Here is a 16,530-nt window from a genome sequence, read left to right on the forward strand (position 1 = left end):
GAGGAGGGACGTCGGGGATGAGCACCAAGGACTTCATCGAGAAGGACTACTACAAGGTTCTCGGCGTCCCCAAGGACGCCACCGAGGCCGAGATCAAGAAGGCGTACCGGAAGCTCGCGCGCGAGTTCCACCCGGACGCCAACAAGGGCAACGCGAAGGCGGAGGAGCGCTTCAAGGAGATCTCCGAGGCGAACGACGTCCTCGGTGACACCAAGAAGCGCAAGGAGTACGACGAGGCACGCGCCCTCTTCGGCAACGGCGGCTTCCGGCCCGGTCCCGGCGCCGGCGGCGGCTCCTTCAACTTCGACCTGGGCGACCTCTTCGGAGGCGGCGCCCAGGGCGGTACGGCGGCGGGCGGCAGCTTCGGCGGCGGCATAGGTGACGTCTTCGGGGGCCTGTTCAACCGCGGCGGCGCGGGCACGGGCGCCCGGACCCAGCCGCGGCGCGGCCAGGACATCGAGTCCGAGGTCACGCTGAGCTTCACGGAGGCTGTGGACGGGGCGACGGTCCCGCTGCGCATGTCCTCCCAGTCGCCCTGCAAGGCCTGTTCGGGCACCGGCGACGCGAACGGCACACCGCGCGTGTGCCCGACGTGCGTCGGCACCGGCCAGGTGGCCCGCGGGTCGGGCGGCGGCTTCTCGCTGACCGATCCCTGCCCCGACTGCAAGGGCCGCGGCCTGATCGCGGAGAACGCCTGCGAGGTCTGCCGGGGCAGCGGCCGGGCCAAGTCGTCGCGCACGATGCAGGTCCGCATCCCGGCCGGTGTGAGCAACGGCCAGCGGATCCGGCTGCGCGGCAAGGGAGCCCCGGGCGAACGGGGCGGCCCCGCCGGCGACCTGTACGTCGTCGTGCACGTGGACGCCCACCCGGTCTTCGGCCGCAAGGGCGACAACCTCACCGTCACGGTGCCCGTCACCTACCCGGAGGCGGCGCTGGGGGGCGAGGTGCGCGTGCCCACGCTGGGCGGGCCCCCGGTCACCCTGAAGCTGCCCCCGGGCACGCCCAACGGCCGCACGATGCGGGCGCGGGGCAAGGGCGCGGTCCGCAAGGACGGCACCCGCGGCGACCTGCTGGTCACCGTCGAGGTCGCCGTCCCCACGGATCTCTCGGACAAGGCTCGCGACGCGCTGGAGGCGTATCGCGAGGCGACCGCGGAGGAGGATCCGCGGGCGGAGCTGTTCCAGGCCGCGAAGGGAGCATGAGGACGCCATGGACGGAATCGGCCGTCGACGGAACCCGTACGAACTGACCGAGGAGACGCCGGTCTACGTCATCTCGGTGGCGGCCCAGCTCTCCGGACTGCACCCGCAGACCCTGCGTCAGTACGACCGCCTCGGCCTGGTCTCTCCCGACCGCACGGCCGGGCGGGGCCGGCGCTACTCGGCCCGTGACATCGAACTGCTGCGCACCGTCCAGCAGTTGTCGCAGGACGAGGGCATCAACCTGGCCGGCATCAAGCGGATCATCGAGCTGGAGAACCAGGTCGCCGCGCTCCAGTCCCGGGTCGCGGAGATGGAGGCGGCCCTCGACGGAGCCGCCACCGCGATGCGGCAGCGCGAGGCGGCCGTCCACGCCTCGTACCGCCGGGACCTGGTGCCGTACCAGGACGTCCAGCAGACCAGCGCGCTGGTGGTGTGGCGGCCCAAGCGGTCGTCCGAGCAGTAGGCCCGCGCGAGCGCGTGCGAAGGGGCCGGGGAGGTGCCACCTCCCCGGCCCCTTCGGCTGCCCGCCGGGCCTCACCCCACATGGCAGAAAACGTACGCGTGCGGCCACGTTCCGTGACGGTCGGAGGTCCCGGCGCGGGCGCCCGGAAGTCGCACGAGGTGGAGAGGGTGCAACGTTCCCGCACGTCCTGGGAGTTGGTACCTTCACACGCCACACACACCAGGCCGTTGTCATCTCGTTAAGTGGTTACTCCTTGACGCTGCGGTGATCGCCGCGTTGGCTTTCAGCCACCTGGTCGCAAAGCTGCGGCCTCGTCCGGAAGGCACATCAAGTGAACACCCGAATCCGTATGCGTCGTACTGCCATAGCCTTGGGAGCATTTGCCCTGGCCGCCCCGCTCGCTGCCTGCGGTGTCGTGGACGGCATCGGTGGTGGCGACGGCAGCTCCGCCGGCCCCAAGAAGGGCGACGACATCACGGTGGGTCTGCTCCTTCCGGAGAAGGAGAACTCTCGCTACGAGAAGTTCGACCACCCCATCATCAAGAAGAAGGTCGCCGAGCTCACCCACGACAAGGGCCGCGTCGAGTACGCCAACGCCGAGCAGGACGCGGCCAGGCAGAAGAGCCAGCTCGAGCAGATGGTGGCCGACAAGGTCGACGTCGTGCTGCTGGACGCGGTGGACTCGAAGTCCATCGCGAGCGCCGTGCAGAAGGCGAAGGACGCGGGCATCCCCGTCATCGCGTACGACCGCCTGGCGCAGGGGCCGATCGACGCGTACATCTCCTTCGACAACGAGCTCGTCGGCGAGGTGCAGGGCAGGGCGCTCGTGGAGACGCTGGGCTCCGGCGCCGCCACCAGCAAGATCGTCATGATGAACGGCTCGGTCACCGACCCGAACGCCGCGCAGTTCAAGGCGGGCGCGCTGTCCGAGCTCCAGGGCAAGGTGGTCATCGCCAAGAAGTACGACGTCACGGACTGGAAGCCGGAGAACGCCAAAATCCGGATGCAGGAGGCCATCACGGCCGTCGGCCTGGACAACATCGCCGGTGTCTACTCCGCCAACGACGGCATGGCGGGCGCCGTCATCGAGGCCCTGAAGGAGACCGGCGCCGGCAAGCTTCCGCCGGTCACCGGTCAGGACGCCGAACTGGCCGCCGTGCAGCGCATCGTCTCGGGCGACCAGTTCATGAGCGTCTACAAGTCGTACCCGCAGGAGGCCAGCGCCGCCGCCCAGATGGCCGTCGCGAAGGTCCAGGGCCGCTCCATCGAGTTCGACGCCCTCACCCGCGACACGGTCGACAGCCCCACCACGAAGAAGGTCCCGGCCCAGCTGGTGCCCGTGGTCGCCCTGACCAAGAAGAACATCAGGGAGACCGTCGTGGAGGAGGGCTTCTACACGGTCAAGCAGATCTGCACGCCGAAGCTCAAGGCGGACTGCTCCGCGGTCGGCCTGAACTAGGCGCGAGCCGGGCGCGGGCCTGACCCGGGTAGGGGTCTGACCAGGCCTGACCCGGGTGCGCGCGGAGATTCGGTGAAGGTGCCCGCGCCCCCGTGGCCGAGATACGGACGAACGGGACTCCCCGGCGGCGGGCGGCTCATGGACGATTCCAAGATCGTCCAGGGTTGCGCGCTTCCACATCATGATCACGGGGAGACGCATTCTCGATGCGCGCAGTCGATGAAGAGATACGACGGGCAGCACGGCGGCCGCGGGGCGCGGGGGCGGTGACGGGGCTGGCGCTCGCGCTGGGTCTGCTCGCCGGCTGCGGCTCGGGTGACGCGACCGGCGAGCCCGCGGACAAGGGCGCGGCCTCCGGCGGTTCGGCCGGCTCCGGCGGTGCGGCCCCGGCCGGCCCCGCCTACAAGGGCCCCCGCCTGCCCGGACTCGCCGAGCGGGCCGCGTGGAGCCTGCCCGCCGCCGAGGGCGGCAGTGCGCCCGGCCTGCTCGACCTCGGCGAGACGTTCGTCTTCGCGAAGGACGCGGACGGCGCCTACGTCACGGACTTCGACGCGGCGGGGGAGCCCGAGCGGGGCAAGGACCTCGTGCTGCACATGTCCGACGAACCGGAGAGCCTCGTCCTGGAGTTCCGGGACGCGAAGACCGGCGGCGTGCGCAGGACGATGAAGGTGAAGTCCGACTCCGTCACGGCCACCACCTGGCACGACGGTGTTCCCGCCCTCGCCGTAGGCACGTCCGGGACGACCGAGTCCGACGGGCTGACCGAGGAGACCGTGACCTCGACGGCGACGCTGTACGACGCCACCGGGAAGAAGCTGGGCACCAGCGAACTGCCTCAGGACGTCAACCGGATGGTGGGGCAGTCCACCTACCCCGCCGTCGTTCTCCTGGAGGGCTACCGCGTCGGCGCCGCCGACAACACGCTCAGCCTCACCCCCGTCGACGGCGGTGAGACGCGCACGGTCGACTGCACCGGCTCGCAGGCCGACTGCGCGTTCCTCCCCGAGACGGGCGAGGCCACCGGGGCGTCGGCGTTCGCGCCGCTGATCACCGGGAAGTACTACGCGGGCTTCGAGAACGCCTCGGACTTCCAGTACGAGCCGGAGCAGGTCACCCTCTCCGACCTCGCCACCGGGCGGAAGGTCTGGAGCAGCGCCGACGTCGAGCCGCCCCGGGGCGTGAAGTTCACGGACGAGGGCGACCGGATGTCCGAGGGCGTCAGGGTGCTGCGGGTCTCGGACGGCAAGGTCCTCACCGCCTGGCAGACGGCCGCCGGCTCGGACGTCTGGATCGACGCCTGGTACGAGCTGGGCGGCGGTGCCGAGGCCGGCGCCTCCTACCCGACCGTGCGGGAGCCCCTCTTCGCCCCTTCCGGCAACCTGGTGGCCGCCGCCACGGACGAGGGCGTCGTCGTCCGGGAGGCGGCGACCGGCAGACAGCTCTGGGCCCAGGGAGCCGGTGAGAAGCCGCTGACCCCCCTCCGCTTCTCGGCGGACGACTCGGTCCTGTACGGCACGACCGGGGACGACACCGTCGTCGCGGTCGACGCGCGCACGAAGGAGGTCCTGGCCAAGAGCCTCCCTGCCGACCACGTGCCGTTGTTCGACGACGCCTCCCGGTACGGCTACCTCGGCACCGAGGACGGCTTCTTCGTCTTCGCGCCGGCGTCCTGACGTCCGTACCTGGCCCCGCCCCGCACCGTCGGCGTAGAGATCCGGCCACTCCGCGGCTTGTGCAGTAACCCGGGTGTGCGGGCCGGTGCGGGACCGGCCCGGTCAGCTTGTTGCAGGAGTCCGTTGCGGAGGTGGGGATATTTACCGACCTGTCGGGGCGATCGGGGGCAGGCGGCGGGAGGAGGCGTGTTGCGATGGCGGACGGGGCCGCGCATAGTGTCGCTGCGGAAGACGCCGAGGCGTTGCATCGCGCAAGACGCTGGAGCCAGGAGTTTGGAGCCAGGGGTGGGAGATGGCGGGGCACGGGACGGACACGCATCCGCACGGTGCTGACCGGCTGTGCGAGGCCGGGGACCGCGTGTATTCCCGGGCGGTACGGCGCGGTCGCGTGCTGCGTGCCGACGCCGACGCGGTGCCGTGCCTGCTGGAGCTGGCGCTGCTGCACCCGGACCCCGACGACATGGGCTGGCTGGTGCCGACGTCGCCGCAGGAGGTCATGACGCGGCTGCTGCGGGGCATGTACGAGGAAATCACCGCGAGCCAGGCGCGGGTGGGCGACGCGGTGGCCGCTTTCGAGTGGTACGCGGGCCTCGGCGGACGCGTCCGGCCGCCGGCCGAGGGCGTCGCCATCCGGGTGCTCGACGGACTGCCGCGGATCCGGGCCGCGATGGACGAGGCCACCGAGGCGTGCCGCACCGAGGTGCTGACGGTGCAGCCGGGCGGCATCCGCCGTGAGGACGAGCTGTCCGAGGGCCTGCACCGGGCGCTGGGGCTGCGCCGGCGCGGGGTCCGGATGCGCGACCTGTACACCCATGTGGCGCGGCACGGGCAGGGCCTGCACACGTACATGGAGCTGATGGGGGAGGCGGCCGAGGCCCGCACGCTCGACGAGGTCGTGGAGCGCCTGATCGTCTTCGACCGCAAGGTGGCGTTCATCCCCGCGAACGCGGACCGCACGATCGCCCTGGAACTGCGCCACCCGGCCCTGGTGGACTACCTGGTCACGGTCTTCGAGCGGCTCTGGCGGCTGGGCATCCCGCTGGCCGCGTCGCTGCCCTCCACGGGCATCGAGGGCATCACGCACCGGGAGCGGTCGATCGCGGCGCTGCTCGCGGAGGGCCACCAGGACGCCGTGGTCGCCGAGCGTCTCGGCATCAGCGTCCGCACGTGCCGGGCGCACATCGCGCGGCTCTCCGAGACCCTCGGCGCCGCCAGCCGCACGCAGCTGGGGGTGCGCATCGCCCAGGCGGGCCTCGACGGGCCGCCGCGGGCCGCGGACCCGGCGGAGCTGCTCCCGGCCGCCGCGCCGGGCCGGGACGCGCCCACGGCCCGCTGAGCCCCGGGGCGGGCCCTCGTGCCGGGGCCGCTCAGCGGGCCGGGTCCAGGATGCCCGACTGGGCGATCAGGAAGCCGAGCTGGGCACGGCTGCCGCTGCCGAGCGCGGCGGCGAGCTTGGCGATGTGGGCGCGGCAGGTGCGGACGTTCATGCCGAGGCGGCGGGCGATGGCCTCGTCGACGTGGCCCTCGACGAGCAGTTTGGCGATGGAGCGCTGGACGCCGGTGATGCCGTCGGTGGGGGGCGCGTACGGGGTTTCCTCCAGGAGCGGGACACCGCGGGCCCAGAGCTGTTCGAAGACCTTGGCGAGGTACTCCACGAGGCCGGGGTGGCGCAGTTCGAGGGCCATCTGGCCGTCGCCGCGCGCGGGGATGAACGCCACCGTGCGGTCGAAGATCATCAACCGCTCGATGAGCTCCTCGAGGGTCCGGATCTCGACGTTGCCCTTGGTCATGTGCTCCGCGTAGGCCAGCGTGCCCTGGCTGTGCCGCGCGGTGTGCTGGTAGAGCGTGCGCATGGTGATGCCGCGGGCGATGACCGCCCGGCCGCGCTCCAGGGCCTCGATGAGGGAGTGCTCGCTGCGGCCGCCGCCCGGCTGGACGGTGAGGATCTCCGAGTGGCACTCGGCCATCGCGACCTCGATCGCCGAGTTGATCCGGTTGATGCCTTCGAGCACGGTGATGGCGTGCGTGGTCGGCGGGTCCTGGGCGGTGATGGCCATGAATGGCTCGAAGGAGTCGGTCAACTCCACCGCGAGGCTCCTACGCTCCTGGATCTCCCGCTCTATCGGGTGCAGACGCTGGGCGAGCGCGGCCGCCGGCGGCACCGGCCGCAGCCACAGGGGGTCGTCCGGATCGGGGTGCAGCAGCGCGAATTCCATCAGGCAGGGAGCGGGTTCCACCTCCTGGCGCGCGATGCGCCCCGAGCGCAGCGCGGTGGCATAAAGACGCTTGCCCTCGTCGCACAGTTCAGTCTCGGCATGAGGATGTGTCCGATGTGAGTTCTTTGTAGGCAAAGCTCCACCCCCCAGGGTCCTGAACGTGCAGGAACATGATGCATCGACCCTGTGGTGTTTGCCTGACTGAATGAGCCATCGTCTTGGAGGACGGCGGGGGAGAGTATCCAAGGAAGTGAGGACGAAGCCGACTATGTGCAAGAGAATGGTTCGCTCGGTGCTCGCTGTCGCCTTCTCCGCTGGGATGGTCTTCAGTGCCGCAAGCGCCCTGGACCTTTCGTGGAGCAGTGAGCCTGCCAATGCACACGTGTCCAGCACGACCGGCGCCGTGCCCGGCGACCTGTCCTGGAGCATCGCCCCGCCGGACCTGTCCTGGAGCAGCGTGCAGGGGGACCTCTCGTGGAGCGTCGGTTCCCCCAAGGGCGTGGCGGCATGACCATCCCACCCGACGACCGTTCCTTCCGCCGGGAGATGGCGACCGCCTACCGGTCCGGCTGGCACTTCATCGACCTGGCCACCGCCATCCCCCACAGCGGTGACTCGTTGATGGTGACGGTCTTCGGGGAGCCGGTGGTCGTCACCCGGGACGAGGACGACGACGTCCGGGCGTTCCGGTGTCTGCGGCGGCCTCGGGGGGCGCCGCAGCCAGTACGGTGCGCCATCCGGTACGGCATGATCTTTGTGAATCTGGACCAGCGTGACCACCAGCTGGTCGAGCCGGAGACCCCGGCTGTACGGACCATCTCAGCCACCCCCCGCAGTGCCTGACGCGATTCCCCCGTCGTAGTAGATCGCGCAGGTGCTTCCCCCCGGCAGCGGCGTCACCGTGACCTGAACACGGTGACGCCGCTGCAGTTTTGGGCGAGGAATCGCGGTGATTGCGCATCGGGCGAGGCCCATCGGGCGAGGCGCGCCGCCTGCCCGGCCGCCCGCCCGCCTGCCCGCCTGCCCGGCCGCCCGCCTGCCCGGCCGCCCGGCTGCCCGCCTGGCCCGGCCGCCCGGCTGCCCGGCTGTCCGGCCGCCCGCCCGCCCTCCGGGTCGGCCGGGTCGGAGATCAGCCGCGCCCCATCGCCGAGGTCAGCTCGATCTCGATCACCACCCGGGCGGGGTTGGGCGAGGGGACGCGCCCGTAGCGCTCCGCGTAGCGCCGCTCCGCCTCCGCGACACGCTCCGGCTCCCGGTGCACGACGGCGAGCCCTTCCAGCGTCGCCCAGCGCCGCCGGTCCACCTGGCACACCGCCACCCGGGCGCCGCCCGCCCCCGCGGCCAGGATGTTGGCCACCTTCGTGCTCGACCCGTTCGTGATCACCCGGGCCAGCCCCTCCTCCGGCGCGTAGGTCACCCCGACGGGCACCACGTGCGGGGAGCCGTCGGGGCGCAGGGTGGTCAGGGTGCACAGGTGGCGCTCCCGCCAGAAGCCGAGATAGGCGGCGTCGGGGTCGCGCGGGTTCACGGGGTATGCGGCCATGGCGGGAACTTAACCTTTTCTCGTCCCGCGGACCTTCTTGAGTGGAATAGACTCAACTTTGTGTACGTTCCTGAAGTCAGGATGAGGACGACTGACGCGAGGAGGAGACAGCGACCGTGGACGCCGAGCTGACCAACAGGAGCCGGGACGCGATCAACGCGGCCAGTACCCGGGCCGTGTCCGAGGGCCACCCGGACCTCACCCCCGCCCACCTGCTGCTCGCTCTGCTGGCGGGCCAGGACAACGAGAACATCACCGACCTGCTGGCCGCGGTCGACGCCGACCAGGCGGCCGTGCGCACCGGGACCGAGCAGGTGCTGGCCGCGCTGCCCAGCGTGGCGGGCTCCACCGTCGCGCCCCCGCAGCCCAACCGGGAGCTGCTCGCCGTCATCGCCGACGCCGCCGAGCGGGCCAAGGAGCTCGGCGACGAGTTCCTGTCCACCGAGCACCTGCTGATCGGCATCGCCGCGAAGGGCGGCCGCACCGCGGACGTACTGTCCTCGCAGGGAGCCAGTGCCAAGAAGCTGCTGGCCGCGTTCCAGACGACCAGGGGAGGGCGCCGGGTGACGACCGCGGATCCCGAGGGCCAGTACAAGGCACTCGAAAAGTTCGGTACCGACTTCACCGCCGCCGCGCGGGAGGGCAAGCTCGACCCGGTCATCGGCCGGGACCAGGAGATCCGCCGGGTCGTGCAGGTGCTGTCCCGGCGCACCAAGAACAACCCCGTCCTCATCGGCGAGCCCGGTGTGGGCAAGACCGCCGTCGTGGAGGGGCTCGCCCAGCGGATCGTCAAGGGCGACGTGCCCGAGTCCCTGAGGAACAAGCGGCTCGTCGCGCTCGACCTCGGCGCCATGGTCGCCGGCGCGAAGTACCGGGGCGAGTTCGAGGAGCGGCTCAAGACCGTCCTCGCCGAGATCAAGGACTCCGACGGCCAGATCATCACCTTCATCGACGAACTGCACACCGTCGTGGGCGCGGGCGCCGGCGGCGACTCCGCCATGGACGCGGGCAACATGCTGAAGCCCATGCTGGCCCGCGGCGAGCTGCGGATGGTGGGCGCGACGACCCTCGACGAGTACCGCGAGCGGATCGAGAAGGACCCCGCCCTGGAGCGGCGCTTCCAGCAGGTGCTGGTCGCCGAGCCGACCGTCGAGGACACCATCGCGATCCTGCGCGGGCTCAAGGGACGCTACGAGGCCCACCACAAGGTACAGATCGCGGACAGCGCCCTGGTGGCCGCCGCGGCCCTCTCCGACCGGTACATCACCTCGCGCTTCCTGCCCGACAAGGCCATCGACCTCGTCGACGAGGCCGCGTCCCGGCTGCGCATGGAGATCGACTCGTCCCCCGTCGAGATCGACGAACTCCAGCGTGCCGTCGACCGGCTGAAGATGGAGGAGCTGGCGATCGGCAAGGAGACCGACGCCGCCAGCCGGGAGCGCCTGGACAAGCTGCGCCGCGACCTCGCCGACCGCGAGGAGGAGCTGCGCGGCCTCACCGCCCGCTGGGAGAAGGAGAAGCAGTCCCTCAACCGCGTCGGTGAGCTGAAGGAGAAGCTCGACGAGCTGCGCGGCCAGGCCGAACGCGCCCAGCGCGACGGTGACTTCGACACCGCGTCCAAGCTGCTCTACGGCGAGATCCCGGACCTGGAGAGGGACCTGGAGGCCGCCTCCGAGGAGGAGGTGGAGGCCGCCGAGGGCGACACCATGGTCAAGGAGGAGGTCGGCGCGGACGACATCGCCGACGTCGTCGGCGCCTGGACCGGTATCCCGGCCGGCCGTCTCCTGGAGGGCGAGACCCAGAAACTCCTGCGCATGGAGGACGAGTTGGGCCGCCGCCTGATCGGGCAGTCGGAGGCCGTCCGCGCGGTGTCCGACGCGGTGCGGCGCACCCGGGCCGGTATCGCCGACCCCGACCGGCCCACCGGTTCCTTCCTGTTCCTCGGCCCGACCGGCGTCGGCAAGACCGAACTGGCCAAGGCGCTCGCGGACTTCCTCTTCGACGACGAGCGGGCCATGGTCCGCATCGACATGAGCGAGTACGGCGAGAAGCACAGCGTCGCCCGCCTGGTGGGCGCCCCGCCCGGCTACGTCGGGTACGAGGAGGGCGGCCAGCTGACGGAGGCCGTGCGCCGGCGCCCGTACAGCGTGGTCCTGCTGGACGAGGTCGAGAAGGCGCACCCGGAGGTCTTCGACATCCTGCTCCAGGTCCTGGACGACGGCCGCCTGACGGACGGTCAGGGACGCACGGTCGACTTCCGCAACACCATCCTGGTCCTCACCTCCAACCTCGGCAGCCAGTTCCTGATCGACCCGGTCAGCACCGAGGAGGAGAAGAAGGAACAGGTCCTGGAGGTCGTACGGGCCTCCTTCAAGCCGGAGTTCCTCAACCGGCTCGACGACCTGGTCGTCTTCTCGGCACTCTCCAGGACGGAGCTGGAACGCATCGCCCGGCTCCAGATCGACCGGCTCGCCCAGCGCCTCGCCGACCGGCGGCTCGCCCTGGAGGTCACCGAGGCGGCCCTGGCCTGGCTCGCCGACAAGGGCAACGACCCGGCCTACGGTGCCCGGCCGCTGCGCCGCCTCATCCAGACGGCGATCGGCGACCGGCTCGCCAAGGAGATCCTCGCGGGCGAGGTCAAGGACGGCGACACGGTCCGCGTGGACGCCGCCGGCGACGGCCTGATCGTGGGCCCGGCGGCCGGCAAGACGCTGTAGCCCGGGGTCCCGAGGGCTCCGAAAACTCCGGGGGCCTCGGCAACCGGGGGCCCCGGCGGTCCCACAGGCCACGGGCCCCCGGGGTCCCGACGGCCCCGACGGCCCCGGGGGTCCCGCTGGCCCCGGGGGTCCCGACAGCGCCGGGGGCCCCGGGGGCTCCGACAGCTCCGGGAGCCTCGGCTGCCCCAGCGGCCTCGGTGGCCTCAGGGCTCCCTGGGGCCCCGCCCGCTCTCGGTGAGAAGGGCCCTCACGGCGTACGAGGGCGGTGCCCCCGCCCCCGTACGCCACCTTCGGCCGTACCCGCCGACCGGGGTCTTCCCGGGCGTCCTGGGAGGCGTGCGGGGCCGGTCGGAGCCCCTCCCGCCCTCCCGCGGCACGCCGTGGACCCGCGCCCGGCCGCCGTCCGGGGGCTGACATCGGCCAGATCGTGTCAGCCCCCGGCGGACAGGCCCGCCAGGGGTTGCCACTCCCCGCCCCGCATGGGGGAGGATGGCGTAATCCGTACGAAGGGAAATACACGGTGAGCATCGACCCGTCCTCGATTCCGAACTTCGGGGGCCAGCCCGAGCCGCAGCCCGGCGGACCGGCGGGCCCCGTCGTCCCGGATCAGGACCTCGTGAAGCAGCTCCTCGACCAGATGGAGCTCAAGCACCTCGTCGACGAAGAGGGAGACCTCGTCGCGCCGTGGGAGCAGTTCCGTACGTACTTCATGTTCCGCGGTGAGGGTGACCAGCAGGTCTTCTCGGTCCGGACGTTCTACGACCGGCCGCACCAGATCGACGAGAAGCCCGCGCTGCTGGAGTCCATCGACGACTGGAACCGTCGCACCCTGTGGCCGAAGGTCTACAGCCACACGCATGACGACGGCACCGTCCGGCTCATCGGCGAGGCGCAGATGCTGATCGGCACCGGCGTCAGCCTGGAGCACTTCGTCTCGTCGACGGTCAGCTGGGTGCGGGCCGCCATCGAGTTCGACAAGTGGCTCGTCGAGCAGCTCGGCCTGGAACAGGAAGTCAACGAGGCGGACAAGCCCGGGGACGACGAGGAGTAGTCCCGGCCCCCACTCACAGGGGCGTATGGGCGACAGCCACCAGATACGCCCCGTAGGCGAACGAGAGCCCGGCGAGGGCGCCGACCACCAGTGTCGCGTGCCACGGCCGGGCTCTTGCCGTGCGCACCAGCGCGCCCGCCGGCGGCAGCAGCAGCGGGAACGCCGGCAGCAGGAAGCGCGGCTTGCACTCGAAGAAACCCGAGCCGCCCAGCGCGATCAGCAGCAGGACGCCGCTGTGCACGAGCAGGGGCAGCGGGGCGCGGTCCGCGACGAGCAGCGCGAACAGCAGGATGGCCGCCGCCACGATCACCATCGTCATGGGGAAGACGAAACGGCCGCCGTGCAGCAGCAGGTGCTTCACGAAGCCCAGGGAGCCGCGGCCGAAGTCGAAACGGGACCCCCACAGCCGCTGCACCGCGAAGTAGCCGCCGAGCGGATCACCCTCGCGGCGGCCGACCCACAGGACGTAGCCGCCCCAGCCGAGCGGCGCGAGCGCGGCGCCCGTCCACAGGCTGTGGGAAACATCGCGGCCGCGCGCCCGGAAGATCTCGCAGGCGGCCGCCGCCAGGACCGCCGCGGCCACCGCCACCCCGTTCGGCCGTGCCAGCCCCGCCAGCGCCGCGAGCGCGCCCGCCCACACCCACCGCCCGGTCAGCACCGCGTACAGCGACCAGGCGGCGAAGGCCGTCAGCACGGGCTCCGTGTATGCCATCGACAGCACGACGGAGTGCGGCAGCAGCCCCCAGAGCAGGACGAGCAGGGTGGCGACGGCGGGGCCGTGCAGCCGCGCCCCGACGAGATAGATCCCGTACGCGGCGGCCGCGGCCGCGGTCCAGGCGACCACCAGGCCCGCGGCGCCGCCGCCGAGCGGGGTCAGCGCGGTGACGCAGCGGATGAGCGCCGGGTAGAGCGGGAAGAACGCCAGGTCGCTGCGGGCGACCGCCGGCCCGACGTGCAGGGTGTGCCCGTAGCCGTGCGCCGCGATCCCCAGATACCAGACCGAGTCCCAGGACCGGCCGAGCAGGGCGAGCGGCTGTTTTCCCTGGGCCCAGGCGGCCACGGACAGCACGAGGACACCGGTGAGGCGGGCGGCGGCGAACAGTCCGAGCGCGCCTGCCGCCGTCGTGGACAGCCGCCGCGGGGCGGGAACCGGGCGGCCGCGGCCCCCGGCACCGGACTCCCTGGCGGGGGCGGGGATGGTACTCGCGTGGGTCACATCCGAACTGTGCGTCCCTTACGGGGCATTTGCGAGCATCACCCCGCCGTGCGGGTACGGATCGCGCCGGTCCGGCGCGCCGCGCGCGAGAGCGGCCGCCACGGTGCTAGGAACCCCCGATCCGGGTGCCGGCGTGCGTCAGCCGGGGAGGTCCGTCCGGGTGGACAGCTCCGCCCACACCGTCTTGCCCACGGGGTGGCGAGGTTCGGACCCCCAGCGCACGGCCAGGACGTCCACCAGGAACAGTCCCCGGCCGGACTCGCCCCCCGGGTCCGGCACGGGCGGCTCCGCGGGCGGGTGCTTCGCCGAGACGGCGTCCGCGACCTCGACGCGCACCAGACCCGCGGCCGGGTGGAGGGCGAGCCCGAGGCCGAAGCCGCGTCCGGGGGCCCGGCCGTGCCGTACGGCGTTCGCGGCGAGCTCGCCGACGACGAGGGCCACCGCGCACGACACGTCCGACGTCGGCGGGTGTCCCCACTCCTGCATGCGCCGGACGGCGAGCCGGCGGGCGAGCCGGGCACCCTCCGGGGACGACGCGAACTGCGCCGTCAGTGAGGGGAGTTCGCACGGCCCGTTGTCCGATGCGGTCGTTCCTGTCAGCACGGCGTCCGTCCCTGTCTGTCGAGCCGAGGCATCCCGTGACGTATGCGGGTCGTCACGTTCCGTGCATAAGAGTCGTCCGGTCGGCCTACGCTCGACAGGTGACACAGCCTTACTTTTCACCCCGTAAGGAACGGAAGTGACGCTTTGGCCAACGGGATCGACCCCAGTACGTCGATGGCCGCGCTGTTCGGCGCACGGGTGCGCCGGCTCCGTACGGCGGCCGGACTGACCCAGGCCGAACTCGGCGACAGAACACACGTGGTGAGCACGCGGATCACGCAGATCGAGCGGGCGTCCGGGGCGAAACCGACGCTGGACCTGGCGCGGGCGCTGGACGCGGCCCTCGGCGCGGACGATCTGCTCGTCGAGCTGTGGCCGTACGTGTACCGGGAGGCGTTCCCGGACTGGTCGCGGGCGTTCATCGCCTACTCGCAACGGGCCGTGGCCATCCGGGAGTACGCGGCGCACGTGGTGCCCGGTCTGTTGCAGACCAGGGAGTACGCGAGAGCCGTTTTGGGCGTCGGTTTGACGCTCAGCGGTGACGAGCAGTTGGAGGAGCGGCTCACCGCCCGGATGACGCGGCAGGAACGACTCGGTTCGCCCGACAGACCGGAGCTGTGGGTAGTGCTCGACGAAGCGGTCCTCAGGCGCCCGATCGGCGGACGCACTGTTGTGAGCGCGCAGTTGGAGTTCCTGCTCCACCTGGCGGAGGAGCACCCCATCACCGTTCAGGTGCTGCCGTTCGCCCAGGGCGAGCACGACGCGATGGGTGGTTCCCTGACGGTGTTGACGCTGCCGGACGAGTCCGAAGTCGCTTACACAGAAGGCGCGCACTACGGCCAGCTCATCGAGGATCCGGCCGAGGTCAAGCGTTTCACCGTGACCTACGATCGGCTACGGGCTAATGCCCTGCCCCCGCTCATGTCGCTCGACATGATCCGATCTGCGATGGAGGGCTACAACAGTGAAGCGAATGTCCCGTCCCGGTCTGAGCGCCGCCGCGTGGCGCAAGAGCAGCTACAGCAATCAGGAGGGCGGCAACTGCGTAGAGGTGGCCGACGGGTTCCGGGTCGTCGTCCCGGTCCGTGACAGCAAGGTCCCGCACGGTCCGGCGTTGTGCTTCGAAGCCGCCGCCTGGGATGCCTTCATAGGCGAGTTGAAGGCCAGGCACCACCGTTCCTGAGGTGGCCGGGTCCTGGTCGCCCTCCGTGTTCCGGGCTTGCCGGGCCCTTGCCCGCGAGGGTCCGGTCGGCCGCTGACCTCCTGAAAGAACCGGGGGAAAGAACCACCCGCCCACCCGCCCTCCCCGGCCGAACGGCTCGCGTCACCCGTCCGGGTGACCGGCTTGCCGGGGCGAGCTACGGATGGTTACGTTCGCCGCGACAACCGCAAACGAATACGGCCCCCGGCCGGGACGGCAATCCCGAACGAGGGCCTGACCGATCAGGAAGAAGAGCCTTCCCGATGGCTGACCCGCAGTCTAACGCGCCTGTGCGCGCCGAAGCCGGAACTCGGACGTCCGGCGTGATCCACGTCCGCACCCGTCTCACGGCGGACTTCACGGTGATCTCCAACGCCCTCGCCCAGCGGCGGGGCAGCGCGGTCACGGTCGGCGTCGCGGCGTACATCTCCTCCCTGCCCGACGGCTCCCCCGTGAGCATCGCCGCGCTGTGCGAGCACTTCAGCGAGGGCGAGATCCTCATCTCGCGGGCGCTCAGGGAGCTGGAGACGGCGGGATACCTGGAGCGCCGCCGCGAGCGAACGCCCACGGGCCAGGTCCGTACCCGGACGTACTTCTACGACGTCCCCGGCGGCGCTCCGGACCCGGACGCGCCTCCCGAGCCGCCGAGGCCCCGCCGACCCCGGAGACATGCCGTCACCGCGGCGGTCCCACCGGCGCCCGCGCTCACGGAAGAGAAGGCGCCCGCGCCCGGACCGGCCGGGGCAAGGACACCGCTGCCACTCGCCGACGCCGACGCCGACGCCGACGCCGACACCGTCGCCGACGTCGACCCCCGGGCCATCGCCGTACTCGCCGCCCTGCGCCGTGCCGACCCCCGCCTGATCCTGTCCGCGCCGGAAGCCGCCCGCCTCGCCCCGGCCGTCACCCGGTGGCTCGCGGCCGGCCTCCTGCCCACGCAGATCACGGACCACCTCACCGCACGGCTCCCGGACCGGTTCCTGTCCCGTCCGGCAGGCCTCCTCGCCTACCGGCTCCAGGAGACACCCCTGCCGCTACCGACCAGAAGCGCGGAACCGCCCGTACGCCCCGCGGTCGTGCCCATGCAGAACTGCGACGGCTGCGACCGGGCATTCCGCACGGCGGAACCCGGCCGCTGCCGGGACTGCCGGACCCGCGACCAACTCCGCGCAACCGGCTGAGGCCA

The 16,530-nt window shown here is 71.8% G+C and carries 16 protein-coding genes; 12 read left to right on the forward strand and 4 right to left on the reverse strand.

The window, feature by feature from the left end:
• Window positions 1-17: 17 nt before the first annotated feature.
• From dnaJ to ACFYP4_RS14285, 5 genes are all read left to right on the forward strand, one after another.
• On the forward strand, window positions 18-1,202 hold the full coding sequence (dnaJ, locus tag ACFYP4_RS14265) for a molecular chaperone DnaJ (RefSeq protein WP_358850789.1): 1,185 nt from the start codon (window positions 18-20) through the stop codon (window positions 1,200-1,202).
• Window positions 1,203-1,209: 7 nt separating this feature from the next.
• Entirely contained in the window at window positions 1,210-1,665 is a 456-nt protein-coding gene (locus ACFYP4_RS14270) for a heat shock protein transcriptional repressor HspR (RefSeq protein ID WP_358850788.1), read from the forward strand.
• Window positions 1,666-2,014: 349 nt separating this feature from the next.
• Window positions 2,015-3,124: a substrate-binding domain-containing protein gene (locus tag ACFYP4_RS14275; RefSeq protein WP_358850787.1), complete on the forward strand. Its 1,110-nt coding sequence runs from the start codon at window positions 2,015-2,017 to the stop codon at window positions 3,122-3,124.
• 206 nt (window positions 3,125-3,330) lie between these two features.
• Window positions 3,331-4,797 (forward strand): PQQ-binding-like beta-propeller repeat protein, encoded by a 1,467-nt coding sequence (locus tag ACFYP4_RS14280; RefSeq protein ID WP_388785427.1) that lies wholly within the window; start codon window positions 3,331-3,333, stop codon window positions 4,795-4,797.
• A gap of 292 nt (window positions 4,798-5,089) precedes the next feature.
• Window positions 5,090-6,133: a LuxR C-terminal-related transcriptional regulator gene (locus ACFYP4_RS14285; protein WP_358850785.1), complete on the forward strand. Its 1,044-nt coding sequence runs from the start codon at window positions 5,090-5,092 to the stop codon at window positions 6,131-6,133.
• Between the two features lie 31 nt (window positions 6,134-6,164).
• On the opposite strand, the gene ACFYP4_RS14290 is transcribed toward ACFYP4_RS14285, so the two are convergent.
• Complete coding sequence (locus ACFYP4_RS14290; RefSeq protein WP_388785429.1) at window positions 6,165-7,034, reverse strand: helix-turn-helix transcriptional regulator; 870 nt, start codon at window positions 7,032-7,034, stop codon at window positions 6,165-6,167.
• A gap of 361 nt (window positions 7,035-7,395) precedes the next feature.
• On the opposite strand from ACFYP4_RS14290, the gene ACFYP4_RS14295 reads away from it, so the two are divergent.
• Together ACFYP4_RS14295 and ACFYP4_RS14300 are read left to right on the forward strand one after the other, a co-directional pair.
• A complete protein-coding gene (locus ACFYP4_RS14295; RefSeq protein WP_358850783.1) occupies window positions 7,396-7,524 on the forward strand; it encodes a hypothetical protein in 129 nt (42 codons plus the stop codon).
• Window positions 7,521-7,856 (forward strand): hypothetical protein, encoded by a 336-nt coding sequence (locus ACFYP4_RS14300; RefSeq protein ID WP_358850782.1) that lies wholly within the window; start codon window positions 7,521-7,523, stop codon window positions 7,854-7,856. The genes ACFYP4_RS14295 and ACFYP4_RS14300 overlap by 4 nt, the downstream gene beginning before the upstream one ends.
• A gap of 286 nt (window positions 7,857-8,142) precedes the next feature.
• Here the strand turns inward: ACFYP4_RS14300 and ACFYP4_RS14305 are convergent, their stop codons facing one another.
• Entirely contained in the window at window positions 8,143-8,556 is a 414-nt protein-coding gene (locus ACFYP4_RS14305) for a pyridoxamine 5'-phosphate oxidase family protein (protein ID WP_358850781.1), read from the reverse strand.
• A 116-nt stretch (window positions 8,557-8,672) separates the two neighbouring features.
• Between ACFYP4_RS14305 and clpB the strand changes: the two genes are divergently transcribed.
• Window positions 8,673-11,273 carry an ATP-dependent chaperone ClpB gene (clpB, locus tag ACFYP4_RS14310; RefSeq protein WP_358850780.1) on the forward strand — a complete coding sequence of 867 codons (2,601 nt, stop codon included), beginning with the start codon at window positions 8,673-8,675 and terminating at the stop codon, window positions 11,271-11,273.
• Between the two features lie 520 nt (window positions 11,274-11,793).
• Window positions 11,794-12,324 (forward strand): YbjN domain-containing protein, encoded by a 531-nt coding sequence (locus ACFYP4_RS14315; protein WP_355789325.1) that lies wholly within the window; start codon window positions 11,794-11,796, stop codon window positions 12,322-12,324.
• Window positions 12,325-12,337: 13 nt separating this feature from the next.
• Here the strand turns inward: ACFYP4_RS14315 and ACFYP4_RS14320 are convergent, their stop codons facing one another.
• Window positions 12,338-13,540 carry a hypothetical protein gene (locus ACFYP4_RS14320; RefSeq protein WP_388785432.1) on the reverse strand — a complete coding sequence of 401 codons (1,203 nt, stop codon included), beginning with the start codon at window positions 13,538-13,540 and terminating at the stop codon, window positions 12,338-12,340.
• A 138-nt stretch (window positions 13,541-13,678) separates the two neighbouring features.
• Window positions 13,679-14,143: an ATP-binding protein gene (locus ACFYP4_RS14325; RefSeq protein ID WP_358854782.1), complete on the reverse strand. Its 465-nt coding sequence runs from the start codon at window positions 14,141-14,143 to the stop codon at window positions 13,679-13,681.
• A 174-nt stretch (window positions 14,144-14,317) separates the two neighbouring features.
• On the opposite strand from ACFYP4_RS14325, the gene ACFYP4_RS14330 reads away from it, so the two are divergent.
• The 3 genes from ACFYP4_RS14330 to ACFYP4_RS14340 all read left to right on the forward strand — a co-directional run bounded on the left by ACFYP4_RS14330 (window position 14,318) and on the right by ACFYP4_RS14340 (window position 16,525).
• On the forward strand, window positions 14,318-15,232 hold the full coding sequence (locus tag ACFYP4_RS14330) for a Scr1 family TA system antitoxin-like transcriptional regulator (protein ID WP_388785696.1): 915 nt from the start codon (window positions 14,318-14,320) through the stop codon (window positions 15,230-15,232).
• The gene (locus tag ACFYP4_RS14335) at window positions 15,195-15,326 is read left to right on the forward strand and encodes a DUF397 domain-containing protein (RefSeq protein ID WP_388785434.1); all 132 of its coding nucleotides are present in this window, start codon (window positions 15,195-15,197) and stop codon (window positions 15,324-15,326) included. The genes ACFYP4_RS14330 and ACFYP4_RS14335 overlap by 38 nt, the downstream gene beginning before the upstream one ends.
• Before the next feature lie 281 nt (window positions 15,327-15,607).
• Entirely contained in the window at window positions 15,608-16,525 is a 918-nt protein-coding gene (locus tag ACFYP4_RS14340) for a hypothetical protein (protein ID WP_388785436.1), read from the forward strand.
• The last annotated feature ends 5 nt before the right edge of the window (window positions 16,526-16,530 follow it).

Source organism: Streptomyces sp. NPDC005551 (assembly GCF_042871785.1).
Lineage (GTDB): Bacteria > Actinomycetota > Actinomycetes > Streptomycetales > Streptomycetaceae > Streptomyces.

What these genes read in the sequence shown, in the direction of transcription:
- dnaJ (WP_358850789.1), top strand. Translation starts at nt 18, where the DNA reads ATGAGCACCAAGGACTTCATCGAGAAGGACTACTACAAGGTTCTCGGC.
- ACFYP4_RS14270 (WP_358850788.1), top strand. Translation starts at nt 1,210, where the DNA reads ATGGACGGAATCGGCCGTCGACGGAACCCGTACGAACTGACCGAGGAG.
- ACFYP4_RS14275 (WP_358850787.1), top strand. Translation starts at nt 2,015, where the DNA reads ATGCGTCGTACTGCCATAGCCTTGGGAGCATTTGCCCTGGCCGCCCCG.
- ACFYP4_RS14280 (WP_388785427.1), top strand. Translation starts at nt 3,331, where the DNA reads ATGCGCGCAGTCGATGAAGAGATACGACGGGCAGCACGGCGGCCGCGG.
- ACFYP4_RS14285 (WP_358850785.1), top strand. Translation starts at nt 5,090, where the DNA reads ATGGCGGGGCACGGGACGGACACGCATCCGCACGGTGCTGACCGGCTG.
- ACFYP4_RS14300 (WP_358850782.1), top strand. Translation starts at nt 7,521, where the DNA reads ATGACCATCCCACCCGACGACCGTTCCTTCCGCCGGGAGATGGCGACC.
- ACFYP4_RS14305 (WP_358850781.1), bottom strand. Translation starts at nt 8,556, where the DNA reads ATGGCCGCATACCCCGTGAACCCGCGCGACCCCGACGCCGCCTATCTC.
- ACFYP4_RS14330 (WP_388785696.1), top strand. Translation starts at nt 14,318, where the DNA reads ATGGCCGCGCTGTTCGGCGCACGGGTGCGCCGGCTCCGTACGGCGGCC.
- ACFYP4_RS14340 (WP_388785436.1), top strand. Translation starts at nt 15,608, where the DNA reads ATGGCTGACCCGCAGTCTAACGCGCCTGTGCGCGCCGAAGCCGGAACT.